The organism is Photobacterium andalusiense (genome assembly GCF_900185625.1).
GTDB lineage: Bacteria > Pseudomonadota > Gammaproteobacteria > Enterobacterales > Vibrionaceae > Photobacterium > Photobacterium aquimaris.
This window is the reverse complement of record NZ_FYAJ01000001.1, coordinates 1-26,295: the sequence shown is the minus strand read 5'-3', so window position 1 is coordinate 26,295 and position 26,295 is coordinate 1. Positions and strand designations below refer to the sequence as shown.

25 protein-coding genes and 1 pseudogene are annotated in these 26,295 nt (G+C 41.6%); 9 read left to right on the top strand and 17 right to left on the bottom strand.

The window, feature by feature from the left end:
* The first annotated feature begins 97 nt into the window (after positions 1-97).
* Positions 98-1,003 carry a 2-dehydropantoate 2-reductase gene (panE, locus tag PAND9192_RS00120; protein WP_087852059.1) on the top strand — a complete coding sequence of 302 codons (906 nt, stop codon included), beginning with the start codon at positions 98-100 and terminating at the stop codon, positions 1,001-1,003.
* Entirely contained in the window at positions 996-1,604 is a 609-nt protein-coding gene (locus PAND9192_RS00115) for a DJ-1 family glyoxalase III (protein WP_087852058.1), read from the top strand. The genes panE and PAND9192_RS00115 overlap by 8 nt, the downstream gene beginning before the upstream one ends.
* Before the next feature lie 124 nt (positions 1,605-1,728).
* On the opposite strand, the gene thiI is transcribed toward PAND9192_RS00115, so the two are convergent.
* The 3 genes from thiI to pomA all read right to left on the bottom strand — a co-directional run bounded on the left by thiI (position 1,729) and on the right by pomA (position 5,077).
* On the bottom strand, positions 1,729-3,180 hold the full coding sequence (gene thiI / locus PAND9192_RS00110; RefSeq protein ID WP_060999478.1) for a tRNA uracil 4-sulfurtransferase ThiI: 1,452 nt from the start codon (positions 3,178-3,180) through the stop codon (positions 1,729-1,731).
* A gap of 220 nt (positions 3,181-3,400) precedes the next feature.
* Complete coding sequence (locus PAND9192_RS00105) at positions 3,401-4,306, bottom strand: flagellar motor protein MotB (RefSeq protein ID WP_087852057.1); 906 nt, start codon at positions 4,304-4,306, stop codon at positions 3,401-3,403.
* Between the two features lie 9 nt (positions 4,307-4,315).
* Positions 4,316-5,077 (bottom strand): flagellar motor protein PomA, encoded by a 762-nt coding sequence (gene pomA, locus PAND9192_RS00100; RefSeq protein ID WP_065166542.1) that lies wholly within the window; start codon positions 5,075-5,077, stop codon positions 4,316-4,318.
* A gap of 357 nt (positions 5,078-5,434) precedes the next feature.
* On the opposite strand from pomA, the gene xseB reads away from it, so the two are divergent.
* From xseB to dxs, 3 genes are read left to right on the top strand one after another with little or no spacing between them, the layout of a single operon-like run.
* The gene (gene xseB / locus PAND9192_RS00095) at positions 5,435-5,680 is read left to right on the top strand and encodes an exodeoxyribonuclease VII small subunit (protein ID WP_060999473.1); all 246 of its coding nucleotides are present in this window, start codon (positions 5,435-5,437) and stop codon (positions 5,678-5,680) included.
* Complete coding sequence (gene ispA / locus PAND9192_RS00090) at positions 5,670-6,572, top strand: (2E,6E)-farnesyl diphosphate synthase (RefSeq protein ID WP_087852056.1); 903 nt, start codon at positions 5,670-5,672, stop codon at positions 6,570-6,572. Before xseB ends, ispA begins: the two co-directional genes overlap by 11 nt.
* Before the next feature lie 24 nt (positions 6,573-6,596).
* Positions 6,597-8,462, top strand: coding sequence for a 1-deoxy-D-xylulose-5-phosphate synthase (dxs, locus tag PAND9192_RS00085; RefSeq protein WP_087852055.1), 1,866 nt, complete (start codon positions 6,597-6,599; stop codon positions 8,460-8,462).
* 101 nt (positions 8,463-8,563) lie between these two features.
* On the opposite strand, the gene pgpA is transcribed toward dxs, so the two are convergent.
* From pgpA to glyA, 9 genes are all read right to left on the bottom strand, one after another.
* On the bottom strand, positions 8,564-9,052 hold the full coding sequence (gene pgpA / locus PAND9192_RS00080; protein WP_082732193.1) for a phosphatidylglycerophosphatase A: 489 nt from the start codon (positions 9,050-9,052) through the stop codon (positions 8,564-8,566).
* A gap of 9 nt (positions 9,053-9,061) precedes the next feature.
* Positions 9,062-10,045, bottom strand: a complete 984-nt coding sequence (thiL, locus tag PAND9192_RS00075; protein ID WP_087852054.1) for a thiamine-phosphate kinase — start codon at positions 10,043-10,045, stop codon at positions 9,062-9,064.
* Positions 10,046-10,119: 74 nt separating this feature from the next.
* Entirely contained in the window at positions 10,120-10,593 is a 474-nt protein-coding gene (gene nusB / locus PAND9192_RS00070) for a transcription antitermination factor NusB (RefSeq protein ID WP_087819236.1), read from the bottom strand.
* Positions 10,593-11,063, bottom strand: a complete 471-nt coding sequence (ribH, locus tag PAND9192_RS00065; protein WP_036795804.1) for a 6,7-dimethyl-8-ribityllumazine synthase — start codon at positions 11,061-11,063, stop codon at positions 10,593-10,595. Before ribH ends, nusB begins: the two co-directional genes overlap by 1 nt.
* A gap of 161 nt (positions 11,064-11,224) precedes the next feature.
* The gene (ribBA, locus tag PAND9192_RS00060; protein ID WP_087852053.1) at positions 11,225-12,328 is read right to left on the bottom strand and encodes a bifunctional 3,4-dihydroxy-2-butanone-4-phosphate synthase/GTP cyclohydrolase II; all 1,104 of its coding nucleotides are present in this window, start codon (positions 12,326-12,328) and stop codon (positions 11,225-11,227) included.
* Between the two features lie 48 nt (positions 12,329-12,376).
* Positions 12,377-13,033, bottom strand: a complete 657-nt coding sequence (locus PAND9192_RS00055) for a riboflavin synthase (protein WP_060999461.1) — start codon at positions 13,031-13,033, stop codon at positions 12,377-12,379.
* A 23-nt stretch (positions 13,034-13,056) separates the two neighbouring features.
* On the bottom strand, positions 13,057-14,181 hold the full coding sequence (gene ribD / locus PAND9192_RS00050) for a bifunctional diaminohydroxyphosphoribosylaminopyrimidine deaminase/5-amino-6-(5-phosphoribosylamino)uracil reductase RibD (RefSeq protein WP_087852052.1): 1,125 nt from the start codon (positions 14,179-14,181) through the stop codon (positions 13,057-13,059).
* Positions 14,182-14,208: 27 nt separating this feature from the next.
* Positions 14,209-14,658: a transcriptional regulator NrdR gene (gene nrdR / locus PAND9192_RS00045; protein ID WP_045031203.1), complete on the bottom strand. Its 450-nt coding sequence runs from the start codon at positions 14,656-14,658 to the stop codon at positions 14,209-14,211.
* A gap of 218 nt (positions 14,659-14,876) precedes the next feature.
* Complete coding sequence (gene glyA, locus PAND9192_RS00040) at positions 14,877-16,127, bottom strand: serine hydroxymethyltransferase (RefSeq protein ID WP_087852051.1); 1,251 nt, start codon at positions 16,125-16,127, stop codon at positions 14,877-14,879.
* 367 nt (positions 16,128-16,494) lie between these two features.
* Here glyA and PAND9192_RS00035 point away from each other — a divergent pair, with 367 nt between their 5' ends.
* On the top strand, positions 16,495-17,103 hold the full coding sequence (locus PAND9192_RS00035; RefSeq protein WP_370738371.1) for a YitT family protein: 609 nt from the start codon (positions 16,495-16,497) through the stop codon (positions 17,101-17,103).
* A gap of 65 nt (positions 17,104-17,168) precedes the next feature.
* Here the strand turns inward: PAND9192_RS00035 and glnB are convergent, their stop codons facing one another.
* The 3 genes from glnB to purL form a co-directional block, all read right to left on the bottom strand.
* Entirely contained in the window at positions 17,169-17,507 is a 339-nt protein-coding gene (glnB, locus tag PAND9192_RS00030) for a nitrogen regulatory protein P-II (RefSeq protein WP_060999454.1), read from the bottom strand.
* 105 nt (positions 17,508-17,612) lie between these two features.
* Entirely contained in the window at positions 17,613-18,017 is a 405-nt protein-coding gene (locus tag PAND9192_RS00025; RefSeq protein WP_087852049.1) for a hypothetical protein, read from the bottom strand.
* A 181-nt stretch (positions 18,018-18,198) separates the two neighbouring features.
* Positions 18,199-22,116, bottom strand: a complete 3,918-nt coding sequence (gene purL / locus PAND9192_RS00020; protein ID WP_087852048.1) for a phosphoribosylformylglycinamidine synthase — start codon at positions 22,114-22,116, stop codon at positions 18,199-18,201.
* A 424-nt stretch (positions 22,117-22,540) separates the two neighbouring features.
* Between purL and mltF the strand changes: the two genes are divergently transcribed.
* Entirely contained in the window at positions 22,541-24,004 is a 1,464-nt protein-coding gene (mltF, locus tag PAND9192_RS00015) for a membrane-bound lytic murein transglycosylase MltF (protein ID WP_087852047.1), read from the top strand.
* Between the two features lie 261 nt (positions 24,005-24,265).
* On the top strand, positions 24,266-24,433 hold the full coding sequence (locus PAND9192_RS20775) for a hypothetical protein (RefSeq protein WP_200817763.1): 168 nt from the start codon (positions 24,266-24,268) through the stop codon (positions 24,431-24,433).
* 72 nt (positions 24,434-24,505) lie between these two features.
* Here PAND9192_RS20775 and tadA read toward each other — a convergent pair whose 3' ends face one another.
* Positions 24,506-25,039: a tRNA adenosine(34) deaminase TadA gene (gene tadA / locus PAND9192_RS00010; RefSeq protein ID WP_087852046.1), complete on the bottom strand. Its 534-nt coding sequence runs from the start codon at positions 25,037-25,039 to the stop codon at positions 24,506-24,508.
* A 13-nt stretch (positions 25,040-25,052) separates the two neighbouring features.
* Complete coding sequence (locus PAND9192_RS00005) at positions 25,053-25,943, bottom strand: LysR substrate-binding domain-containing protein (RefSeq protein ID WP_087852045.1); 891 nt, start codon at positions 25,941-25,943, stop codon at positions 25,053-25,055.
* 225 nt (positions 25,944-26,168) lie between these two features.
* On the opposite strand from PAND9192_RS00005, the pseudogene PAND9192_RS20500 reads away from it, so the two are divergent.
* Positions 26,169-26,295, top strand: a pseudogene (locus PAND9192_RS20500) (S-(hydroxymethyl)glutathione dehydrogenase); the annotation flags it as partial.

Here is a 26,295-nt window from a genome sequence, read left to right as displayed (position 1 = left end):
CGATTTAAACTAAAAGGCGCTGATAGCGCCTTTTTTGATCGTCGCGATTAACCACAATGTTATGATGTCATAAATTAGGCTAATAACGGATTCAACTGTGAACATAACCTTGGTAGGTGCAGGTGCTATTGGCACATTATGGGCGGTAAAATTAACTCAACAACAGCATAATGTGCAATTATGGACCAGAGATTCAACCCCTGAAATAATTGTGCATTTTAGTGAATTAAACTCACCAACAATCACTACTGACTATCGTTTTAGTTGCAATGACTCGCATGCTCTCGCTGCCAGTAACATGGTTATCGTTACCGTAAAAGCATTTCAAGTTACAGCCGCTCTAACACCACTACTGCCTTATTTAAATAGCAACTGTGTAGTGGTTATTATGCACAATGGCATTGGTAGCCAACAACAAGTTCAGCAACTATTACCCCAAAATCCAATTGTCTATGCCACCACCTCTCAAGCGGCTTTCAAACCCACCTCGACAACTATTCACCATACCGGCTTAGGGCAAACATGGCTGGGTGCAATAAATGAGCAAGCACAATCTCAATCCCATATTGCAGAGATGTTTAACAACGCATTATTCCCTAGCCAATGGCATCCCAATATCTATCAACCGCTGTGGCAGAAACTGGCTATTAATTGTGCCATTAACCCATTAACAGCGGTTAACCAATGCTCTAACGGTGACTTAGCCCAAAGCTGTTATCAAGCCCAACTTGACGCTATTTGCGCAGAAGTCGCACAAGTTATGACAGCTGAAGGTGTTAGTACGACGTCACAACAATTACGTCACCAAGTCGATAGCGTTATTGCTGCAACATCTACTAATTATTCCTCAATGAATCGTGATATTTTCCATCATCGCTTAACAGAAATCGATTATATTAACGGTTATTTAGTCCAACAAGCTCAGCGCCACCACATTGACACTCCAGTCAATAAACAATTGTGGCTGGCGATTAAAAACATGGAGTCACAAAACCATGAATGAATTATGTCCTCGTATTGTCGTTTGTATTGCCCCCGGCACTGAGGAAATGGAAGCGATCAACACTATCGCTATTTTAAAACGGGCTCAATTTGATGTAACGGTTGCCAGCGCTGCTGAAGATGGTGCATTGATTGTTGATGGCTCACGTGGCATTAAATTGGTGGCAGATACAGCATTAATTACCATTGCTGATGATCAATTTGATGCGGTGGTATTACCTGGCGGCGTTGCAGGTGCCGAGCATTTTCGAGATAGCCCATTAGTGGTCGAGTTTGTTAAACAGCATCACTATGACGGTAAGTTAATTGCTGCTATTTGTGCCACACCTGCAATTATGTTTGCCGCTAATGACATGTTTACTAAAGCGTTAATGACCTGTCACCCTGCTTTCCATCATCAAATTCCAGCGGCACAATTACGACCTAAACGGGTGGTATATGATAAACAGGCTCGATTATTAACCAGCCAAGGCCCAGGTACTGCCCAAGAATTTGCATTAGATCTTGTTACTCAACTGACTAACAAAGCCACAACAGCAACAATTGCTGAATCAATGGTGGTATGGCCAAACATGCATTACGACGTTATGCCTGAACGTTAACGTCAGCTTTAACATAAAACAGGCATAAAAAAAGCCCTCAATTGAAATCATCATATTGAGGGCTTTTTTAGCGCAGCGAATAACTTAATTTAAACAAAGCAATCGAGTTACTCGTTCGCTTAAATTAGCGTGGACGATAGACTTTCACGTTATCAAAGCCATTCTCTTTCAAGTATAAGGCTTGTAAACGACTCATCACACCGTGTGCACAGTAAAGTAAGTAAGTCTTTTCTTTTGGTAAGTCGCCAAACTGAGTTGCTAGCTTATAGAATGGAATATGCTTCACTTCTACGCCATCTAACTCAAGTGGGTTTTCATCTTCTTCATCTGGGCTACGAATATCAAGCACAATAGCATCCGTTGAGATTTGCTCTACAAGTTCAACTTCAGGGGCTTGTTCTTGGCTCTGCTTTTCGATTTCACGAATATCCATCACTCGTGCCTCGTCTATAACGCGATCCAGAATAGTAAAATCAAACTTTGATTCTTCAATCTCAAGCTTTGATTTTACTGCTTTAACGGTCGGGCTCTTTGAGATCACACCACAGAATTCAGGCATTGTCGCCGCAAAATCTTCAGTACCAATCTGACGAGATAAATCGATAATATCTTCTTTATCCCAGTTAATTAGCGGACGAAGAATTAACGAATCAGTCACGTTATCAATCATGCGCAGATTAGTCAGTGTTTGGCTAGAAACCTGACCTAACGCTTCACCTGTCACTAATGCTTGAATACCAAATTTATCAGCAATACGACCCGCAGCACGCATAAACATACGTTTTAGGATCACACCCATTTGGCCATCGTCAACTTTTTCTAAGATCTCACCTACAACTGGATCAAAATCAACCGCGATAAATTTAACTTTGGCAGATGAACCGTATTTTTGCCATAAGAAGTGAGCAACTTGCTTAACACCGATCTCATGCACTGGACCACCAAGATTAAAGAAACAGTAATGGACTTTACTGCCGCGTTTAATATGTAGATAGCTTGAAACGCCTGAGTCAAAGCCGCCTGAAATAAGGCTTAATACGTCTTCTTGTGTTCCTAGAGGGAAACCACCTAAGCCTTTATGGCGGAATAATACTTGGTTAAGCAAATTATGCTCAATCTCGATATTAACCGTAATATCAGGCTTTTTAAGTCTTACTTTTGCAGACTCAATCGCTTGATTAAGACCACCGCCGACATAACGTTCAGCTTCAATCGAAGTAAAGTCATGTTGACCGACACGTTTAGCGCGTACACAGAATGTTTTACCTTCAAGGCTCTCACCCACAAGTGCAAGAGTTTGCTCAAAGATATTATGAAGATCTGTAAATTCCGTCTGCTGAACTTCAAGTGTGTGGTGAATACCAGGTGTTTGCGTTAAAGCAGCAAGCACCATGTCACGTTTAGTTTCATCAGGTTCGTTCACTTCTAACGAGAAGCGGCGATTGTAAACACTAACAGACTCAGACTGACGCTTTAAAATAATGCGCAGGTTAGATTCAAGAATTTTGATAAAACGCTTACGTACTGAATCACTTTTAACAAAAATCTCTGGATGTGGTTTAACTATAAATTTCATAACACACTTCGCTTCACTGGGTCTAAAGTACCAAACAGAATAAAGTACCAAACGGAATTAAAGGCGCGAATTATACAGCAAGGTGTCTGTCACTGAAACAAGGATATGCTAACAGCATCACTTATCTTATAGAGTCACACGATTATTATTGGCATTTATATTGGTTTACCTTAGTCACAATCTTTGTAACCAGCAAATATAGCCATTAAATATTTAAGAATTATTGTTCATCGCTGCTAATTTCTTCAGAGTAATGGGGCTTACCTTGAACAATTGAAATTTCAACCCGTCGATTACGACTCCGTCCTGCTGCGGTTTTATTATCAGCAATCGGTGCAGTATCAGCCATGCCAACCACTCGCATCCGCTTACGATCAAAACCTTTTACTTGCTCCATTGCTTGAGCAACAGAGACCGCACGTTGAGATGATATATCCCAATTAGAACGATAGAGTTCAGAATCTAACGCTTGATTATCAGTGTGACCACTAATACGAATAATACCTGGAACATCTTTTACCAGCTCAGTGACTTGTTGAATAAGAGGGATAAATTTTGGTTGTAAAAAGGCCGAACCTTCAGGGAAAGCACCTTTTTCTTTAATACGAATCACTAGTTGTTGGCCAAATGATTCAACTTCGACCATGTTATCAGTGATTTCTCGTGCTAAGGCTTGGGTTAATGCTTGTGCTGCTTGTTGTTGAGCTTGAGACTGTTGCTGGGCTTGTTTGGTTGCTGTATTGTCATTTATACCACCATCTAATACCACACTATCTTGACGTGAACCACCTTCCCGCTCGGCAACCCCATCATGAAAATCTAGTGAACGTTTCGTCATATCAATTGTTTGCTGCATGATCACTTCAATTGGCGTTGGCTCTGGACGCCCTGGACGAAATTCTTGTGCAATAACACTGGTGCCTTTGGGGATATCGTTAACATCCAATACATTTTGAACCCCAAATGCATATTTCATCGATCCTGCAATTTGTTTGAATTTCAGCACATCCATTTCAGAAAAAGATAACAACAATACAAAAAAACACATTAATAGTGTTGCCAGATCGGCAAAAGTTGCCATCCATGGTGGAGAGCCTTTTTTGTGTGGTGGAGGTAAAGAATCCATACTTAGCTCTTATTCATCAAAATTCAATCGACGTTTTTTCTCATGCAGATAGTTCTTTAAATAACTATCAATCACGCGCGGATTTTGTCCTTCTTGAATCGCTAAGACACCATCAAGAATCAGTAAGCGGTTCAAGCGCTCTTCGTTTTTACGTAACATCAATTTATCAGCAATCGGTAACGCCACCATATTTGCCAAAATCGAACCATATAACGTGGTTAACAATGCTACTGCCATTGCAGGCCCTATCGATTTAGGATCATCCATGTTTGATAGCATCGCCACTAAGCCTATAAGAGTACCGATCATTCCCATTGCTGGCGCGACATCACCAAGCGATGAAAAAATGCTAGCGCCTTGCTCATGGCGTTCATTGGTTAATGCAATATCTTTACGTAATATCATTCGCACCGTATCGGCATCATGACCATCAACCAGCAAATCAATGCCTTTACGTAAAAACGGATTCTCTACTTCCATTTCTTCTAAAGCTAAAAATCCCCCTTTACGAGCAGAGTCCGCCATCGTGACAATCTGAGCAATAAGATCATCGGGTTTATCGGTCTTAAATATAAACGCTTTTGCCGCAACTTTTGCAGCACCAAAAAACTGACTGACATTGTATTTCATCAGTACCACAAATAAGCTGCCACCAATAACGATAAATACCGACGAGGTATCGGCAAACATCACCAAATCACCGCCAACTAACATTGCCATCAAAATAAAAGCGAATGCACCTAATAATCCAATAAGTGTTGCCAAATCCACGCTGAATCTCCTTCACTGCCATTGTTAATTATTACCTTAACGATCTGACAGCCAATTAACATATAACAAGAATTTATAAGGATAATATTGAGAGTTCATCAAACAGCAGTACCATACCGCCTTATAAAATAAACTTTGCGAGCTATAGGATAAAAAAACAATAGTGCTATCTACTGCAAGCTAACTCTTTATCGACCATGATTCGGTTTCATTGAGGGTTTTATTACCACTTTTGAGTGATATTTATTACTTTCAACGATGAAAACTACTGTCTGTGGCACAGATTACTGTGACATAATTTGACCTTAGATAATCACTACGTTATTTTTCTTGCACTTAGATAAGAGTGAAAATGATATGGCAGCAAAAAAACCAGAAAATATGGCATTCGAAGCCGCACTTGATGAGCTAGATGCCATTGTCAATGAACTAGAATCAGGTGATATTCCGTTAGAAGATGCGCTAAAGAAGTTTGAGCGGGGCATTTCATTAGCTCGCAACAGTCAGTTAAAGTTAACGCAAGCAGAACAGCGCGTTGAGATTTTATTACGTGCTGATGATAATGCACCACTAACAGACTTTGAGCCAAACCATGACGAATAGTGCATCGCTACCGCAGACGCTGAAAACGCTGCAACAACGCAATAACCAATGCCTAATAGATTGGTTAACAAAACAACCTTTTTCAGACCAAACCCTGCTAAAAGCAATGAAGCATGGTACTCTGCTGGGCGGAAAGCGCGCACGTCCTTATCTGACTTACGTGACTGGCGAAATGCTTGGGGTTGATTATGATGATCTCGATACTGCTGCAGCAGCGGTTGAATGTATTCATGCGTATTCATTAATTCATGATGATTTACCGGCAATGGATGACGATGCATTGCGCCGTGGTCAACCGACTTGCCATATTGCATTTGATGAAGCAATGGCTATTTTAGCCGGCGATGCTCTGCAAACCTTAGCCTTTGAAATTATTGCCCAAGGCCGATTGAGTCCAGAAGGACATCAACAGCGTATCGCCATGGTCACTGAATTAGCACAAGCTTCTGGTGCTGCAGGCATGTGTCTTGGACAAGCACTTGACTTAGAAGCTGAAGGTCAACATGTTGGACTTGAGCAACTAGAATTAATACATAAACACAAAACAGGCGCATTGATCCGTTGTGCCGTTCGCCTAGGTGCACTAGCTGCTGGCGATAAAGGACGTCAAGTTCTACCTCAGCTAGATAAGTATGCCGACGCTATAGGCCTTGCATTTCAAGTTCAAGATGACATTTTAGATGTAATCAGCGACACTGAAACATTAGGCAAACCTCAAGGCTCAGATATTGAGCTTGATAAAAGTACCTACCCAGCACTACTTGGGCTAGAAGGCGCACAACAAAAAGCGCAGCAACTTTATCAAGAGGCACTACAAGCGTTAGCAGCAATACCTTACAATACCTATCAATTGGAAGTTTTTGCCCGATATGTTATCGAGCGCAATAACTAAAATCAGTAAAAGCGCCGAACAGTTATGACTTTGGATATATCAAAATACCCGCATCTCGCATTAGCAAATACGCCAGATGAATTACGATTATTGCCCGCTGAAAGTCTGCCTCAAGTCTGTGATGAGTTACGTACTTATTTACTCAAGACGGTAAGCCAAACCAGCGGCCATTTTGCCTCAGGACTCGGTACAGTCGAACTGACCGTTGCGCTTCACTATGTCTATAATACCCCGTTTGATCATGTGATCTGGGATGTTGGCCATCAGGCTTATCCGCATAAAATTCTAACGGGCCGTCGTGATCAAATGTCAACTATTCGCCAAAAAGACGGATTGCATCCTTTTCCTTGGCGTGGCGAAAGTGAGTACGATGTACTATCAGTAGGTCATTCATCGACATCAATCAGTGCCGGTTTAGGCATGGCAATTGCTGCTGAAAAAGAAGCGTTAGGCCGTAAAGTTGTCAGTGTTATTGGCGATGGTGCAATTACTGCAGGTATGGCATTTGAAGCCATGAACCATGCTGGTGATATACACAGTGATATGCTCGTCATTCTTAATGACAACGAGATGTCAATTTCTGAAAATGTCGGTGGTTTAAGCAATCACTTAGCCCATCTACTGGCAGGGAATTTTTACGCGTCAATTCGTGAAGGTGGCAAAAAAGTCCTCTCTAATGCGCCACCGATTAAAGAAATCGTTAAACGTGCAGAAGAGCACATTAAAGGTATGGTTGTTCCAAGCACCATGTTTGAAGAGCTTGGTTTTAATTATATCGGCCCTATTGATGGCCATGATATTGATGAATTAGTCAAAACACTTAAGAATATGCGTCACCTTAAAGGGCCGCAATTTCTACATATCATGACCAAAAAAGGCAAAGGCTATGCGCCAGCTGAAGCAGATCCAATTAATTACCATGCGGTACCTAAATTTGATCTAAGTGAAAAACCACTGCCTAAAGCTAAAAATACCAGCCCTACGTTTTCTAAAATCTTTGGCGATTGGCTGTGTGACATGGCTGCCGTTGATGACAAACTGATGGCTATTACACCCGCGATGCGTGAAGGCTCAGGCATGGTACGCTTCTCAAAAGAATACCCTGACCAATATTTTGATGTCGCAATCGCTGAGCAGCATGCCGTTACTTTAGCAAGTGGTATGGCTATTGGTGGTTATCACCCAATAGTGGCGATTTACTCGACCTTTTTACAACGTGGCTATGATCAGCTAATCCATGATGTTGCCATTATGAATTTACCGGTCATGTTTGCTATTGATCGCGCCGGATTAGTCGGTGCTGATGGTCAAACTCACCAAGGTGCATTTGATATTAGCTTTATGCGCTGTATTCCTAATATGGTGATCATGGCACCAAGTGACGAAAACGAATGTCGCCAAATGCTCTATACCGGCCATCAGCATCAAGGTCCTACAGCAGTACGTTATCCTCGTGGTTGTGGTCTTGGTACTGAGGTTGAAACCACCATGACAGCACTTGAAATTGGTAAGGGTATTGTCCGTCGCCAAGGTGAAAAAGTGGCCATTTTAAACTTTGGTGCTATGCTCGGTTATAGCTTAGATGCCGCTGAAAATTTAAATGCTACCGTTGCTGATATGCGATTTGTAAAACCACTTGATGAAGCGTTAATTCTTGAATTAGCTGCTAATCATGATGTGCTCGTCACTGTTGAAGAAAATGCTATTGCTGGCGGTGCCGGTAGTGGTGTAATTGAGTTCCTAATGCAACAGAAATGCATTAAGCCAGTGTTAACGATTGGTCTACCTGATCGTTTCATTGAGCAAGGTACTCAAGCAGAACTTCATCACATGTTAGAAATTGATGGCCCAGGTATTGAGAAACAAATTGTTGAATATCTTGCTAAATAACCACTAATTAGCTGTTATTGTCATTAATAAAAGATCCAAAAAAGCCATGAATAGAATTACTATTCATGGCTTTTTTATTGGCAACTAACCATGCTTAGGGGTTAAAAACCTAACCAATAGCCAACGAACCATAATGATATCATTGCCATAAATCCAGCTAGTACATCATCAATCATGATACCAAAACCACCTTCAACATGTTTATCCAACCAACTGATTGGCCAAGGTTTTAACATGTCAAAAAAGCGGAATAAAATAAAACCAGCTAAGATCCATTGCCATGATACCGTTGGCGCAACCGCCATAGTGATCCAGAAACCGACAAACTCATCCCACACAATACTACCGTGATCATGCACTTTCATATCAGTTGAGGTTATATGACAAATACGGATCCCGATAATAGCAGCAACCAATACTGCCACTAAATACCAACCAAAAGGTAATTGAGCAAGAATAAGGTATAAAGGAATTGCAGCCAGTGTTCCCATAGTACCAGGAATATATTTAGCTAAACCACTGCCAAAACCTGTGGCTAATAAGTGCCAAGGATTGTTCATTTTTAATAAATCTTTTGGATTTGTGCTCACGCGAATACCTTAGTTATCTTTAACAACAAAATGATCCCAACCAAACAATTGCCATGTCAGTGGTTTACCGAATTGTAATAATGACAGGCCACTACCCGCTTTTACTTTACCAATACAAGTATATTTAACATTAGTATGCGCTAAAGCGGCTTTTAATGCATCTCGATTGGCTGCAGAAGCAGTAAAACATAGTTCATATTCTTCACCACTGGATAATGCCAGCTGTTGTGCTTGTTGGCGTTCACCATCACAAAATGCTAATAATTCAGCAGATAACGGTAATTGCTCAACCTCAATTTCAATAGCGACGTTTGATCGCGCAGCAATATGTTTTACATCAGCCACTACACCATCAGAAATATCTAAAGCTGCCGAAGCTATACCACGTAAAGCCTCGCCGACACTGACTCGAGGTGATGCTTTGAAATGACGCTCAATCAATGTTGAGGCTAAATGCTGATCACAATATTGCTGCTGTAATATCAATGCTAACCCAGCAGCACTATCACCAAGATCTCCGGTAACATAAACATCATCCCCAACTTGAGCGCCACTGCGGGTTAAAGCTTGGCCTCGTGGCACCAATCCTTGCACAGTCAAAGTAATACTCAATGGACCCTTGGTAGTGTCGCCACCAATTAATTGAATATTATATTGATTAGCAAGTTCAAAAAAACTATGGCAAAAAGGGGCTAACCACGCTTCATCAATAGTGGGTAATGTTAACGCCAATGACACCCATGCGGGGGTTGCTCCCATTGCGGCTAAATCACTTAAATTAGAAGCCAGTGCTTTATAAGCAACCGCAGCCGGATCAGCGTCAGCTAAAAAGTGGGTACCAGCAACCAATGAATCGGTACTTACTGCGACAGAGTAATCCGCAGCTACATTCACAAGCGCACAATCATCTCCAATCGCTAAAGCAACATCATCACGTTGTAATTGCTGCTGGGCGAAATAATGTTTAATGATATCAAATTCATTTTTTGCCATAGTTCTCTTTTTCCTCAATAAAAAAAAGCCAGCTAATAAGCTGACTTCTTTCATCGTACTCAACGCAATAAAAATTACTTATCTTTTCTACGTAGAGATGGTGCAGCTTTATCTAACACACCATTGACGAATTTGTGGCTATCTTCGGCACCGAAGAGTTTCGCTAATTCGATTGCTTCGTTGATCACAACTTTAAATGGTACGTCTTCACGCTTAACCATTTCGTACATTGCAAGACGAAGTAGTGCAAGTTCCATCTGGTCTAGATCCTGAAGTGGACGAGACAAGTATGGACGCATTTTGCTATCAAGTTCTTGATGGCTTAATACAACACCCGCAAATAAATCACGGAAATAAGCAACATCAGTGTCTGGCGCTTTACATGCAGGCGCATCAGATTGATGTTCTTCTTCTTCAAACTTATCGCCTGAAAGGAAATATTGCTCAATATCAGCAACATTACTTTTAGTAAGTTGCCAAGAGTAAACAGCTTGTACAGCAAATTGACGTGCATTACGACGCGCGGCTGGTTTCACAGTAACCCCCATTAGGATTCGATTTGGGACAGGACATTTACCATTTCGAGCGCGCTTAGTGCAGCCTCTGCCCCTTTATTACCAGCCTTGGTACCGGCACGCTCAATGGCTTGTTCTATAGAATCAACAGTCAACACACCAAAAGCAACTGGAGTATTATACTCTAGTGCAACTTGTGCTAGACCTTTGTTACACTCACCAGCAACATAGTCAAAATGAGGTGTACCACCACGAATAACTGAGCCTAATGCTACGATAGCATCATAGCGATCACTCTTCGCAACTTGCTGGGCAACAAGCGGTAGTTCATAAGCACCAGGGCAACGAACAACAGTGATATTATCTTCACTAACCTGACCTTGACGTTTCAGCGCATCTAATGCACCTGAAAGTAAACTTTCGTTAATAAAGCTATTAAAGCGTGCAATTACGATAGCAATTTTTGCGTTTGGTGCCGCGATGGCGCCTTCAATTACCTTCATGGGCCTTCCTGTGACTATGTCTTTCCGGTTTGAGAAACCGCGGGAGTCTAACACACTTTACGATATGTCTGCTATCCACATCCGTCGGTTTCAGAGGATTTGTTACTATTTATTACTTATTCGTTGATGAACCAACCAATAAGCACATCATCAATCGTTTGTTATTCGCAAATATATTCAACCACTTCAAGACCAAACCCAGACAGTGAATGGTAGCGTTGCGTGCTTGATGATAATAGGCGCATCTTACCAATACCAAGATCTGATAAGATTTGAGAACCGACACCCACTTGACGTGAAGGGTTATATGGACTCACCTTCACTTGTGGACGACCTTCATTTTCAGCCGCAATATTTTTAACTTTATTTATAATACTATCAGTTGAATCTTGTTTGCTCAGTACCACCAGCACCCCATTTTCAGCGCTGATACGTTGCATCGCCGCAGGCAATGTCCACTGCGTTGCACCCGATTGTAAAATATCTTTAAAAGTATCTTGTAAATGCACTCGTACCAATGTCGATGCATCAGCTTCAATATCACCTTTACATAGCGCGTAATGAATTTGATCATCGATTTTATCGCGGTAGGTGATCATATCAAACTCACCAAATTCAGTATTAAGTTTACACTCACCAACACGCTCAATGGTGGTTTCATGGTGATTGCGGTACTCAATAAGATCGGCAATAGTACCCAACTTTAAGCCGTGCTTTTCGGCAAAAATCTCTAATTGAGGGCGACGAGCCATAGTGCCATCTTCGTTCAGAATTTCAACAATCACACTTGATGGTTCAAGACCTGCTAAACGGGCGATATCACAACCCGCTTCTGTATGACCTGCGCGAGTAAGTACCCCACCTTCTTGTGCCATCAATGGAAAGATATGGCCAGGCATCACAATATCAGCAGAAGTCGCATCAGCCGCAACCGCAGCCTGTACGGTGCGAGAACGATCTGCTGCAGAAATACCGGTAGTTACACCCGTTGCAGCTTCAATAGAAATAGTAAACGGCGTGCCAAATTGTTCAGTATTATCTTGAACCATTAATGGTAGGCCCAATTTCTGACAACGTGCTTTGCTTAGGGTTAAGCAAATTAAACCACGACCATACATGGCCATAAAGTTAATCGCCTCTGGAGTGATTTTTTCTGATGCTATGATCAGATCGCCTTCATTTTCGCGATCTTCATCATCCATCAAAATAACCATTTTACCTTGGCGAATATCATCAATGATTTCTTTTGCACTACTTAAAGCCATAATACTACCCTTAATTCTTATGTTGCTTTATTACCCATAAAGCAATGCTTAACCGAGAAACCCTGTTCTCGCCAATAAATCCATTGTCACTTGAGGTTGTTTTTCTGCAGCTTTATCGCCAAGCATTAGTCGTTCAAGGTAACGCGCGATAACATCAACCTCAAGGTTAATTTTACGGCCAACACTAAAATCAGCCATGGTGGTTTCAGCAGCAGTGTGTGGCACGATAGTTAATTTAAATTCATCACCACGCACAGCATTAACCGTCAAGCTGATACCATCAACCGCTACTGAGCCTTTCTCTGAAATATATTTTGCTAGCTGTGGCGGTACTTTGATCCAAAACTCAATCGCACGACCGACATGCTGGCGCTCAATTACTTCAGCCACAGCATCAACGTGACCAGACACCATATGACCACCAAAGCGAGTCGTTGCTAACATGGCTTTTTCTAAATTAACCACTTGGCCAGCTTTGTAATTCGCAAATGCAGTGCGGTTAAGTGTTTCTAACGAAAGATCTGCTACATACCCTTTACCGGTTAATTTAACCACGGTAAGGCATACGCCATTGGTGGCAATACTGTCGCCTAACTTAACATCAGTTAAATCTAACGTTCCTGAATCAACGGTAACAGCAACATCAGCACCTTTAGGTGTTAGTGCAGATATTTTACCGACAGCTTCTATAATTCCAGTGAACATGATCAGCCCTTAATTTCACTATTTTATTTATTATTTTGTACGGTTGCCATTATACGAATATCACAATCAATCATACAAACATCAGTAATGGTTAACAACGGGGTTTGTGTCATCGTTGTCAGCCCGCTAATATCAATTAAACCACGACTGTCGCTACCCATTAATTTAGGTGCTTGATATAAAATCAAACTATCCACTAACTGCTGTTGCAATAACGCGCCAGCTAAACGCGCACCGGCTTCGACCCAAATATGATTAATACCGTATTGTACCAAACGCGACATTAATGCTACTAAGTCAAGCTGATGACTATTGGTTTGAGTAGGAAGTTGCCATTGCTGGACAGAATCAGGCCATACTTCAGTGCCGATATGAGTGCGCGCTAAGATGGTCTCACCAGGCAGATGGAAAAGTTGATAATCAGGTGTGAGTCGATTCTGACTATCAATAATAACCCGTATGGGTTGGCGTAATGCCGATTGCGGATAAGCATGTTGAACCGATTGTTCTAATTCACTCCAACGTACATTAAGTGATGGATCATCGGCTATTACGGTGGCGCTGGTTGATAAAATCGCGCCAGCCTGCGCACGAAAATGCTGCACGTCAGCGCGAGCTTTAGGACCGGTGATCCACTTACTGACACCATTTGCTAATGCTGTACGGCCGTCTAAACTCGCGGCGAGCTTTAATTCAACGTATGGCATTTGCTGTGTCATTTGCTTAATAAAGCCAGGATTCAATGCTTGAGCTTCTATTGCGAGTACACCCACATCAACATCAATACCAGCCGCTTGCAGCATCGCAATACCACGTCCTGAAACCACGGGATTAGGATCGACCATAGCGCAAACAACTCGTGCAACCTTGGCATTAATTAACGCTTCAGCACAAGCAGGGGTTCGCCCATCATAGCCGTACGGCTCTAAGGTTATATATACCGTTGCGCCTTGTGCCCGCAGCTGTGCTTGACGCAATGCAAACACTTCAGCATGAGGTTGCCCAGCCTGATAATGATATCCCTCACCAACAATGTCGTTGCCATTTACTATCACGCACCCAACATTAGGGTTAGGTGCAGTGGTATAACGGCCAAGCTTAGCAAGCGCTATTGCTCGCAACATCATTTGTTGATCAGTGTGTGTCATTATTGTTAGTCTTAACGATGTTGAATGTTAACGTTCCAATTTGGCAATTTCTTCACCAAATTCACGAATATCTTCAAAACTGCGATAAACAGAAGCAAAACGAATATAAGCAACCTTATCTAATTCTTTTAAAGCTTCCATCACTAAATTACCAATCATCTCCGAAGGTACTTCACGCTCACCTGTTGCTCGAAGACAAGATTTAATACTATTAATTGCCCGTTCAATATCATCAGTACTCACGGGACGTTTTTCTAATGCTCGCTGAATACCACCGCGTAATTTTTCTTCATTAAACGGATCACGGTTACCATTAGTCTTCACTACGCGAGGCATCACAAGCTCTGCCGTTTCAAACGTAGTATAACGCTCATTACACGCTAAACATTGGCGGCGTCGGCGTACTTGGTGGCCATCGGCAACCAATCGAGAATCGATTACTTTGGTGTCATTTGCACCGCAAAAAGGACAATGCATTTAGCCTCCTACATTCAATCGACTCAGTGTAACCCATTTCAGCACTTTAATAAGACTATCACCCCTATTTTTCTAATAAATCGGCTTAAAAGTAACAATTATCATTAATAATGGACGATTTGTTTTATTCAAAAAATAAAAAAAGGCTTACCTAGAAATAGGCAAGCCTGATCTACAAGTGCCTTAACAGCACTTAAATTACGTGGTTATCTACTCAATTATGCGTAGACAGGAAGGCGCTTACAAATTTCAAGCACTTTCACTTTGGTAGCTTCAATCACAGCAGTATCATTAACGTTATCCAATACATCACACATCCAACCGGCTAGTTGACGTGCATCATCAGCATTAAAACCACGGCGAGTAATAGACGGTGTACCAACACGAATACCAGAGGTTACAAACGGGCTACGTGGATCATTCGGGACACTGTTTTTATTAACGGTAATATTCGCTGCACCTAGTGCGGCATCCGCTTCTTTACCAGTAATACCTTTATCAATTAAATCGACTAGGAATAGGTGGTTTTCAGTGCTACCAGAAACGATCTTATAACCACGCTTGATAAACTCTTCAACCATTGCTTTAGCGTTGACAACCACATTCGCTTGGTAAACTTTAAACTCAGGCTCCATGGCTTCTTTAAATGCTACCGCTTTCGCTGCGATAACATGCATTAATGGGCCACCTTGACCACCAGGGAATACTGCAGAGTTGAGCTTTTTATAAAGATCTTCACCTTCATTTGATAGAATCAAACCACCACGAGGACCAGCCAATGTTTTATGGGTGGTGGTAGTCACTACATGCGCATGAGGTACTGGGTTTGGATAAACACCAGCGGCAATCAAACCTGCTACGTGAGCCATATCAACGAATAAATATGCGCCTACTTTATCAGCAATTTCACGCATTTTTGCCCAGTCAACAACTTGAGAATATGCAGAGAAACCACCAATGATCATTTTTGGTTTATGCTCTAACGCCAATGCTTCCATTTCTTGGTAGTCAATTTGACCACTTTCATCAATACCATAAGGAATGATGTTGTATAACTTGCCAGAGAAGTTTACTGGTGAACCGTGAGTTAAGTGACCGCCATGTGCCAAGCTCATACCTAATACTGTATCACCAGCATTCAATAACGCCATGTAAACTGCATTATTTGCTTGAGAGCCTGAGTGCGGCTGAACGTTTGCATACTCGGCACCAAATAACTGACAAGCACGATCAATAGCAAGTTGTTCTGCTTTATCAACAAACTCACAACCACCGTAGTAACGCTTACCAGGGTAACCTTCAGCATATTTATTTGTCAGCTGAGAACCTTGTGCTTCCATTACACGCGGGCTAGTGTAGTTTTCAGAAGCAATCAACTCGATGTGTTCTTCCTGACGGGCTGTTTCTTCCTGAATAGCTGCAAATAGTTCCGCATCATAATCAGCAATGTTCATATCGCGCTTTAACATCTGTATCTCCTGACTCAGCTAAGTTTTATCCTATTTTAAGTAAAAAACGAAAAACCACAAACCTAGACGCCACGTAGACGCAAACGTTTTCGTTTTACTTTTTATCTGCCAACTATCTTACATAAATTGATCTAAATCAGAAAGTCCTAAATGCTGTTTTATTTAGTATATAAATTGTTTAGCTTAAATTTAAATGCCATTTTTTACATCACTATTATTTTTTATCATAGCAACTCATCACTCTAATACGTTTACATCGACGTAAATAATTTAATACGCATGATAACCATTAATTTAACACTGGATCTATTGCTTGCGCTTTAATCCTTTTACCATAGCAACTCACAACAAGGAGGATAATGTGCACATCAATAAACACCCAAGCTACGAAAACATCATTGCTATTTTTACTGGGACATTATTTGCCGCAGTGGGACTTTTTTTACTACAACAAAGCCATTTATTAACTGGCGGGACTGCTGGATTAGCTTTGTTAGTTAGTCACTTTGTACCGATTTCATTAGGGGGCTTGTATTTTATTCTCAATTGCCCATTTTACTTAATGGCGTGGTTTCAAATGGGTAAACGGTTTGCACTTAGCAGTATCTTTTGTGGCGGCTTAGTTTCCGTGATGGTTGATGCTTTACCACACTTTATCACCATTGAGATACTTAACCCTGTTTTTGCCGCAGTATTTGGAGGTTTACTACTGGGAGTAGGTATGTTGATTCTTTTTCGGCATCGTACTAGCCTTGGTGGCTTCAATGTTCTGGTGCTGTTTTTACAGCATAAATTTGGAATTTCTGCCGGCAAAATTCAACTTGCAATTGATAGTATGATTTTAATTACCTCTTGTCTGTTTATCAGTCCGAAGTTATTAATACTGTCGATTGTAGGGGTGATTATGATCAATATGGTATTGGCAATTAATTACAAACCTGAGCGCTATACCGCGACGATTCAACCTAAAAAATAATTTAAAAAAAGAGGCTGCGTCATCGCAGCCCCTGATTCAATTTGGCTATGAGCCACCATCACCGTTTAAATTGCATCTTCATCTTCTTCGCCAGTACGAATACGTACCACACGCTCAATATCAAACATAAAGATTTTACCATCACCAATCTTGCCCGTTTGTGCCGTCTCAACAATGGTTTCAATACATTGCTCGGCAACGTCATCAGTAACTACAATTTCGATTTTCACTTTCGGTAAAAAATCAACCATGTATTCAGCACCACGATAAAGCTCGGTATGGCCTTTTTGACGACCAAACCCTTTGACTTCTGACACTGTCATGCCCGTGATACCCACTTCAGCTAACGCTTCACGAACATCATCAAGTTTAAACGGCTTAATAATGGCTTCAATTTTTTTCATTGTCATCATCCTTTGCTGAGCAGAAGTTCGGAATCGCAATACCGATCACCGACTTGATTAAATTAAGGTTATTATCACAGATTCAATGCAGTAATTTAATCACATTTAATATTCTTGAATGTAATTAGTCTCCATTCGCCGCAAAAGCAGCAACACGGAATACAGTAATACCAAGCCATTGATTACCATAATAGCAATATCATGATATTTAGCAGGAAAAACATTAGGAATGAAAGGAATTAGACTAAATTGCAGAAATAATGTCACCGCTGGAATATAGAAATAAAGAGGAATAAATCCCCACTTTTTACCTCTAAATAAGCCAACACAAGCAACCACGCCAGAGATCAATACTAATAAAGTGACAATCACAGGCACCATGCCAAGTAAATCGTACCTTAACGCATGCACCAACGTCTCAATATGTTGAATCAAACCGATCACCACTAATACGGCGAGTAACTTCGTCGCACCAATGAGGCGGTAATTGCTGGGAATATCCAATCCCATTATTGTTTCATCCTTGTAACGACACCGTGGCCATTTTTACTTATTAGTTATATTAATTATCCCAATGTTTTTTCAAGGTTAATGTGATCAATGTCAACTTCATATTTATTTTATAATTACCGTATGACACTATAAAAAAAGCCGCCAAAATTGGCAGCTTTTTATGCTAACTAAATGATTTTTAACCTAGATTAACCCGTGCATTACGGAACATACGCATCCAAGGGCTATTTTCGCTCCAATCATCTGGGTGCCAAGAGTTCGCCACAGTGCGGAATACTCGCTCTGGGTGCGGCATCATAATAGTGACACGGCCATCTTGAGTGGTTAATCCAGTAATACCGTTTGGCGAACCATTAGGGTTAGCTGGGTAGTTTTGAGTGATATTGCCATAGTTATCAAGGTAACGTAGCGCAATCGTTCCTGATTGCTCAATCGCTGCCAAATGCTCAGCATTACGTACTTCAACTCGACCTTCGCCATGTGAAACCGCGATTGGCATCCGTGAGCCTGCCATTTCATTAAAGAACAATGACTCACTCTTTTGTACTTCAACCAAACTAAAGCGCGCTTCAAAACGCTCTGATTCGTTACGTACAAAACGCGGCCATAAATCAGCACCTGGAATCAGTTCATGTAAGTTAGACATCATCTGACAACCATTACATACACCTAACGCCAGCGTATCAGGACGATTAAAGAATGCAGCAAACTGATCACGAGCAATATTGTTAAATAACACTGATTTTGCCCAGCCTTCACCCGCACCTAATACGTCACCGTAAGAGAAGCCACCACAAGCCACTAAACCATTAAATCCGTCAAGTTGTACCTTGCCGCTAAGAATATCACTCATATGAACATCTTTAGCTTCAAAGCCAGCACGGTCAAACGCAGCTGCCATTTCAACGTGAGAGTTAACACCTTGCTCACGTAGAATTGCCATTTGTGGCTTAGCACCAAAATTAATCGCTGGTGCAATAAATGGTGCTGCAACATCCTCATTAATATCAAATGTTAACTTAGTATGTAAGCCTGGATCTTGGGTATCTTTCTTAGCTTCAAATTCTTGTAATGCTCCGGCTGGATTATCACGCATTGCTTGCATTTGATAAGTGGTTTCAGCCCAAATTGCACGTAATTCAGTACGGTTTTGTTCAAGCACTAAATCGTTACCATTCCAAATACGTACCGTATCTTCATCAATCACTGTACCAATGATGTGACTACATGCAGCTAAACCATTAGCTGCTAATACAGCTTGAACGACTTCAACATCGTCACTGCGCACCTGAATCACAGCACCTAGTTCTTCACTAAAGAGCGCTGCTAATGCATCATCACATGCATCTGTTGCGGTAGTATTAATATCAACTTCAATACCAGTGTGACCCGCAAATGCCATCTCAGCTAAAGTGACATACAAACCACCATCACCACGATCATGGTAAGCCAATAACTTCTCATCACGCACTAAGGTTTGCATTGCATAGAAGAAGCCTTTTAATAGCTCAGGGCTATCGACATCAGCGGCTTTATCACCTAACTGCTTATAAACTTGTGCTAATGCAGTCGCACCCAAACGGTTTTGACCGCAACCAAGATCGACCAAGATTAAGCTAGATTCGCCTTTATCGGTACGTAATTGCGGTGTCACAGTTTTACGGACATCTTCAACACGACCAAAAGCGGTGATCACTAATGACAATGGTGACGTTACTTGTTTTTCTTCACCATTTTGTTGCCACTTAGTCTTCATCGACATTGAATCTTTACCCACAGGGATAGTTAATCCTAATGCAGGACACAACTCTTCACCAATGGCTTTTACTGCTTCATATAGACCGGCATCTTCGCCAGGGTGACCTGCTGGTGACATCCAGTTAGCCGATAAATTAATCCGCTTCATATCGCCGATATCAGTAGCTGCAATATTGGTGATCGCTTCACCAACCGCTAAACGCGCAGAAGCGCCAAAGTTAAGCAGTGCAACAGGCGTACGCTCACCCATCGACATTGCTTCGCCATGGTAACTATCATAACTCGCAGCGGTTACCGCACAGTTAGCCACTGGCACCTGCCAAGGACCAACCATTTGATCACGCGCAACCAGTCCGGTCACACTACGATCACCAATGGTGATTAAAAAAGTCTTTTCAGCGACAGCAGGCAGACGTAAAACGCGTTGCGTGGCGGCCTCAATAGTAATGTCGCTACGATCAAGCGGTTGCCCAACCACAGTTAATGTTTGTGCCTCACGGTGCATTTTCGGTGCTTTACCCAATAGAATATCCATTGGCATATCAATCGGGGTATTATCGAAATGACTATCTTCAAGGGTTAAATGACGCTCAGCGGTTGCTTCACCAACTACCGCATAAGGGGCACGTTCACGCTGACAAATCGCATCAAATGTTGCCATGTTTTCAGGAGCAATCGCGAGAACATAACGCTCTTGTGATTCATTACACCAAATCTCAAGCGGACTCATACCTGGTTCATCATTTGGCACATCACGTAACTGGAATTTACCGCCACGCTCACCATCATTAACTAACTCTGGTAAGGCATTAGAAATACCGCCGGCGCCAACATCGTGAATAAAGGCAATCGGGTTGTCATCGCCCATCTGCCAGCAACCATCGATCACTTCCTGACAACGGCGTTCCATTTCTGGGTTTTCACGCTGTACCGAAGCAAAATCTAAATCTTCTGCTGATTGACCAGATGCCATTGACGAAGCTGCACCGCCACCAAGGCCGATATTCATTGCTGGACCACCAAGGACAATTAATTTAGCGCCAACAGGGATCTCTTTCTTCTGCACGTGATCGGCACGAATATTACCCATACCACCAGCAATCATGATTGGCTTATGGTAACCACGGATTTCTTCACCAGCGTGGGAAGTGACTTTTTCTTCGTAAGTACGGAAATAACCTAATAGGTTAGGACGGCCAAATTCGTTATTAAATGCGGCACCACCTAATGGGCCCTCAAGCATAATATCTAACGCAGTAACGATACGATCTGGCTTACCAAAATCGGTTTCCCACGGTTGTTCAAAACCTGGTACGCGTAAGTTAGATACCGTAAAGCCAACTAAACCCGCTTTAGGCTTACCACCAATACCGGTTGCGCCTTCATCACGAATCTCACCACCAGAGCCTGTTGCTGCGCCCGGCCACGGTGAAATTGCGGTTGGGTGGTTATGGGTTTCTACTTTCATCAAAATGTGATTATCTTCTTGATGATAAGTGTATTGACGAGATTGCGGATCAGGGAAGAAACGACCCACATGAGAGCCTTCCATTACAGCAGCGTTGTCTTTGTAAGCCGACAAAACATGCTCATGGTTATGCTCATAAGTATTTTTAATCATTTTAAATAATGATTTAGGCTGCTCGACACCATCGATAGTCCAATCAGCATTAAAAATCTTATGACGACAATGCTCAGAGTTCGCTTGAGCAAACATCATTAATTCAATGTCGTTAGGGTTACGACCGAGCTTAGTAAAATTTTCAACCAAATAATCAATTTCATCTTCAGCTAAAGCTAGACCTAAACTGAGGTTAGCTTGCTCTAATGCTTGGCGTCCGCCAGTTAAAATATCAACACTTTTAACCGCAGCAGGTTGAGCTTGAACAAATAATGCCGCCGCAGCCTCAACATTATCCACCACCACTTCCATCATGCGGTCATGAAGTAATGCTTTTAACTCACTCAATTGTGGTGCTGTAAGCGGTGATGATGATTCAACATAATACGCAGTGCCACGCTCAAGACGCTTAATCGTAGTTAAACCACAATTACGGGCAATATCAGTCGATTTTGAAGACCAAGGAGAAATCGTGCCAGGACGAGGAGTAACAAGTAGCAATAAACCTTTAGGTTCGTGCTCTGCAATCGTTGGGCCGTATGTGAGTAGACTTGTTAGTTTAGCTTGTTCATCAGCTGTTAACGTTGTCACTACATCAGCAAAATGTGCAAACTCAGCATAAATACTGGTAATTGGCAGATCTAACTCATGACAACGCTCAAGTAACTTATTAACGCGAAACTCAGACAAAGCGGGTGAACCACGCAAAATTTCCATGTGCAAAGGTCTCTCGATTAGCAGGTTAAAAAAAGTGGTATTGAGGTAAATTTCATCACCTAGAAACTTATCTCAATAACACCTAATACATCATTGTACTCTGCTTCACTATTACGCAACGGTTAATGAGCGCCTAGTATAAGGGAATTTTTTTTGTGACGTAACACCTGACGCAACCGTTTGCGTGTTTTTTTTTCAATCTTTCTAAAAATATCAAAAAAATTCCAATTCCTGTTATTTTTGGGTCATTTTTTAACCATAAAATAGTGTAATCTCCACTTAACTATTCCAATATCTAAATTATGATCACCAACTTAACAGTTCAACTTTGCGCAATTAGCAGGGTTTGATATAAATAGCCGTTAATTTTTACTGTGGGTCAGCTTAGTTGATAAATATTCAATTCTTCACTCTACTACGTCGTATGATGAGCATTTTATTATTAATATTGCTAACTAACGGCTGCCAATGGCAAGAAAACAAAACCACTAGCCTTGAAAAAATCCGCAAAAGTGGCGTATTACGGGTGGGAACGCTAAATAACCAACTGTCCTACTATATCGGTGCTGAAGGTCCAACGGGGTTGGATTATGAACTCGCACAAACTTTTGCTAAAAAGCTGGGAGTTAAACTTGAAATAACCGCCATGTTTACCTTATCAGAATTATTTCCAGCATTAGAACGTGGCGATATTGATATTATTGCTGCGGGACTTGCAGTTACTCCTGATCGCCTGCAAGGTTTTCATCCGGCGCCAGCTTATTATTACGCCAGCCAAATTGTGGTATATAAAAAAGGCCAACGTCGCCCTCGAGATCTGACTGAGCTGGCCAAAAATAATGGCCGTTTAGCCGTTGTTAGTGGCTCAAGCCATGAACAAAAACTAGAACTTATTCGTAAAAATCATTCGACATTACAATGGCAATCAATGCCAGAGTCAGACATTAACGATCTATTAATTAAAGTTGCTAAAGGTGAGCTTGATTATACCGTGGCTGATTCTGTTGATGTGGCGCTATTGCAGCGTATCCATCCTGATATCGCCGTTGCACTTGAATTAACTCAAGATGAGCCCGTAAGTTGGTTTGTTAAGCAAAGCAGCAACGATAGTTTATATGCGCTTATCATTGAATTTTTTGGGCAAATGAAACAAAACGGCACCATGGCACAATTGGAAGAAAAATATTTTGGCCATATCGACCAATTTGATTATGTTGATACCCGTGCATTTTTACGAGCAGTGAACAACACACTGCCACAATGGGAGGCGTTATTTAAACAATATGCTAATGGCTTTGATTGGCGTTTATTAGCGGCGCTATCTTACCAAGAGTCACATTGGGATCCGCAAGCAGTGTCACCAACGGGCGTTCGAGGCATGATGATGTTGACCCTACCAACAGCAGAATCTGTGGGTGTCACCAATCGTTTAGATCCAGAACAAAGCATTCGCGGCGGCAGTGAATACCTGCGTAAGATGATTGCACGTGTACCAGACAGTATTGAAGAACATGAAAAAGTATGGTTTGCACTTGCCTCTTATAATGTCGGCTTTGGTCATTTAATGGATGCGCGTCGACTGACTAAATCACAAGGGGGAAATCCCAATACTTGGGCTGATGTCAAACAACGACTACCATTATTAGGACAACGTAAATATTACACTCAATCCCGCTATGGCTACGCTAGAGGTGATGAAGCGTTAAATTATGTCGAAGGCATTCGTCGTTATTACCAAAGTATTATTGGCTATGAGCGCGCCCATAGTGGTAAGTATGAAAATAAGCACCTCAAAATTATTGATGGCCTACAAACCATCAATACGCCACCAACGCTGTTGACCCCCTCGCCATTATCATCAACGTCACCAGTACCGGTAACGCCATAATAATAGAGGTAATCAGCAGCGGTAAAATAGCCATAGGAACCCACCGATGGCATGGCTACGATTTAGAGTAATCGTCTGATTTTTTGTACGATGAGAGTTTGATCAACGTTTGATCATCAACTGCTAAAGATTGCTATCAATAAATGCATTGTTATGCATAATGCAATTAACAGCATTAAATAATGGCATTACTAACGGTGGCCGCGACGTTTATTCGCAGGATTTTTGTTCCACCGTGATATCAACTCTATGGATGGATCCATGAAATTAACTAAATTAAAATCAAAAACTCAACATATTGCCAAACGTATTACTTCAGCGGCAACACGCCGTAAACGCCTAAGCAGCAATGTGCGTAAAAAGATTCTGTGGCGTCAACGCAGTTGCATTCTGACAGCAACCACAGAACACAGTTGCCCAACCCACTAATATAACCAGCTCGGTATTATTTAACTGCTTAAAAATAACTACCGAGCCGATTTTCTTTAGTCCAACCCACTCTCAAACATCATTCGATGCTTGCCTTGCTGCGAGCTTAGCCGCTTTTTTTTCTGCTCGACGACGCTTAAAAAAGGCTTGTAGCTGAGCACGACACTCACTAGCAAGGACATCACCTTCAAACAGAACATGATGATTAACCCCTTCATAACTTAGCAAGTTCATAGTGCTGCCTGCTGCGCCTGTTTTTGCATCGTGAGCACCAAACACCACTTTACCAACTCGGCTATGTACTATCGCTCCAGCACACATTGGGCACGGTTCTAACGTCACATATAAAGTGGTATCAATAAGGCGATAGTTTTGAAGTGCTTGTCCGGCTTGGCGTAACGCCATCATTTCAGCATGTGCTGTTGCATCATGATGACCAATTGAGCGATTCCAACCTTCACCAACAATCACACCATTATGAACCACTACCGCTCCAACAGGCACCTCACCTTCAGTTTCTGCTTGCGCCGCCAATTCCATCGCACGACGCATAAATACAGCATCAGCAGTCGCTGAAGATAATGTTTCTTGGTTTTTATTTGACATCAGTTATCAATACTTACAAATCATAATGACTAATATGCGGTAATTGCTCAGCAAGATAATCTACCAGCATTCTGACTTTAGGTGATAAATGACGATTATGTGGATAAAGTGCCCAAATACCTTCATCAGGTTCTTGGTAATTAGTCAAAATAGGCACGATTGCACCCGATTCTAAATCTTTATCAATATAATAGTCAGGTAACTGCGCTAAACCAATACCTTTAATCACAGCATCTCGTAAACCATAACCACTATTACAATTAAGGGTACCGCTAACACGAATACTTTTCTCTTTACCTGATTCTTGAAAACGCCAATGGTCATAGTTACCAATCAAGCAATTATGTTGACGCAGCTCAGATAATGAATGTGGAATACCAAACTTTTGTAAATAGGCAGGCGATGCACAAACATACATCGTACGGCTGGTTAAACGTTTTGCCATCATTGATGAACTGGTTAAGCGTCCTAAACGAATCGCGAGATCGAAACTACCTTCCACCAAATCAACTTGATGGTTAGTCATATCAATCGCGACTTCCACTTCAGGATACTGCAACATAAAATCATTAACTAACGGCATAATATACTTTTCACCGTACGTTACTGGCGCAGTTAATTTGATCAACCCTTGTGGTTTACCACGTAAGTTACTGATCGCCCGTTCCGCATCTTCTAGGCCATCTAACACTTGACGACAATGTTGATAATAAACATTACCCTCTTCCGTTAATGACACCTTACGGGTAGTCCGATAGAATAATTTGGTATTGAGTCGATTCTCTAACGCACTGACTTGACGACTAACTTGCGCAGTAGAAATACCGAGTCGTTTTGATGCAGCAGTAAAACTTTCCGTTTCTGCTACGGCAACAAATTCTGTTACCCCTTCCCATAGAAACATTCTAAACACCTATTGATAACGTGATCGAACGCCAGAATGACGCTTACACCACTGATTATTACATACATGTAAAAGTAATTTGCACTTTTAGGTAATTATCATTATTCGAGAAACAAATACAATAGCAACCATCGAAACGGGGCAAGAAAATAATAACTTTTCCCTTTCTACCCAATTCTCATCTACTTTTGATGAAGTAGAGATAAATATAATTAGAGTAAAATTATGACTGACAAATTTATCAAATCAAAAGCTGCTATCGCATGGGGTCCAAAACAACCTCTTTCTGTTGAAGAAATTGATGTAATGCTACCACGTGCTGGCGAAGTATTAGTTCGCATCGTTGCAACTG

Excerpts from the sequence above, each read along its gene's own strand:
- PAND9192_RS00115 (WP_087852058.1), top strand. The coding sequence starts at position 996 with ATGAATGAATTATGTCCTCGTATTGTCGTTTGTATTGCCCCCGGCACT.
- thiI (WP_060999478.1), bottom strand. The coding sequence starts at position 3,180 with ATGAAATTTATAGTTAAACCACATCCAGAGATTTTTGTTAAAAGTGAT.
- PAND9192_RS00105 (WP_087852057.1), bottom strand. The coding sequence starts at position 4,306 with ATGGATTCTTTACCTCCACCACACAAAAAAGGCTCTCCACCATGGATG.
- xseB (WP_060999473.1), top strand. The coding sequence starts at position 5,435 with ATGGCAGCAAAAAAACCAGAAAATATGGCATTCGAAGCCGCACTTGAT.
- ispA (WP_087852056.1), top strand. The coding sequence starts at position 5,670 with ATGACGAATAGTGCATCGCTACCGCAGACGCTGAAAACGCTGCAACAA.
- dxs (WP_087852055.1), top strand. The coding sequence starts at position 6,597 with ATGACTTTGGATATATCAAAATACCCGCATCTCGCATTAGCAAATACG.
- thiL (WP_087852054.1), bottom strand. The coding sequence starts at position 10,045 with ATGGCAAAAAATGAATTTGATATCATTAAACATTATTTCGCCCAGCAG.
- nusB (WP_087819236.1), bottom strand. The coding sequence starts at position 10,593 with ATGGGGGTTACTGTGAAACCAGCCGCGCGTCGTAATGCACGTCAATTT.
- ribH (WP_036795804.1), bottom strand. The coding sequence starts at position 11,063 with ATGAAGGTAATTGAAGGCGCCATCGCGGCACCAAACGCAAAAATTGCT.
- ribBA (WP_087852053.1), bottom strand. The coding sequence starts at position 12,328 with ATGGCTTTAAGTAGTGCAAAAGAAATCATTGATGATATTCGCCAAGGT.
- PAND9192_RS00055 (WP_060999461.1), bottom strand. The coding sequence starts at position 13,033 with ATGTTCACTGGAATTATAGAAGCTGTCGGTAAAATATCTGCACTAACA.
- ribD (WP_087852052.1), bottom strand. The coding sequence starts at position 14,181 with ATGACACACACTGATCAACAAATGATGTTGCGAGCAATAGCGCTTGCT.
- nrdR (WP_045031203.1), bottom strand. The coding sequence starts at position 14,658 with ATGCATTGTCCTTTTTGCGGTGCAAATGACACCAAAGTAATCGATTCT.
- glyA (WP_087852051.1), bottom strand. The coding sequence starts at position 16,127 with ATGTTAAAGCGCGATATGAACATTGCTGATTATGATGCGGAACTATTT.
- glnB (WP_060999454.1), bottom strand. The coding sequence starts at position 17,507 with ATGAAAAAAATTGAAGCCATTATTAAGCCGTTTAAACTTGATGATGTT.
- PAND9192_RS00025 (WP_087852049.1), bottom strand. The coding sequence starts at position 18,017 with ATGGGATTGGATATTCCCAGCAATTACCGCCTCATTGGTGCGACGAAG.
- purL (WP_087852048.1), bottom strand. The coding sequence starts at position 22,116 with ATGGAAATTTTGCGTGGTTCACCCGCTTTGTCTGAGTTTCGCGTTAAT.
- mltF (WP_087852047.1), top strand. The coding sequence starts at position 22,541 with ATGATGAGCATTTTATTATTAATATTGCTAACTAACGGCTGCCAATGG.
- PAND9192_RS20775 (WP_200817763.1), top strand. The coding sequence starts at position 24,266 with ATGAAATTAACTAAATTAAAATCAAAAACTCAACATATTGCCAAACGT.
- tadA (WP_087852046.1), bottom strand. The coding sequence starts at position 25,039 with ATGTCAAATAAAAACCAAGAAACATTATCTTCAGCGACTGCTGATGCT.
- PAND9192_RS00005 (WP_087852045.1), bottom strand. The coding sequence starts at position 25,943 with ATGTTTCTATGGGAAGGGGTAACAGAATTTGTTGCCGTAGCAGAAACG.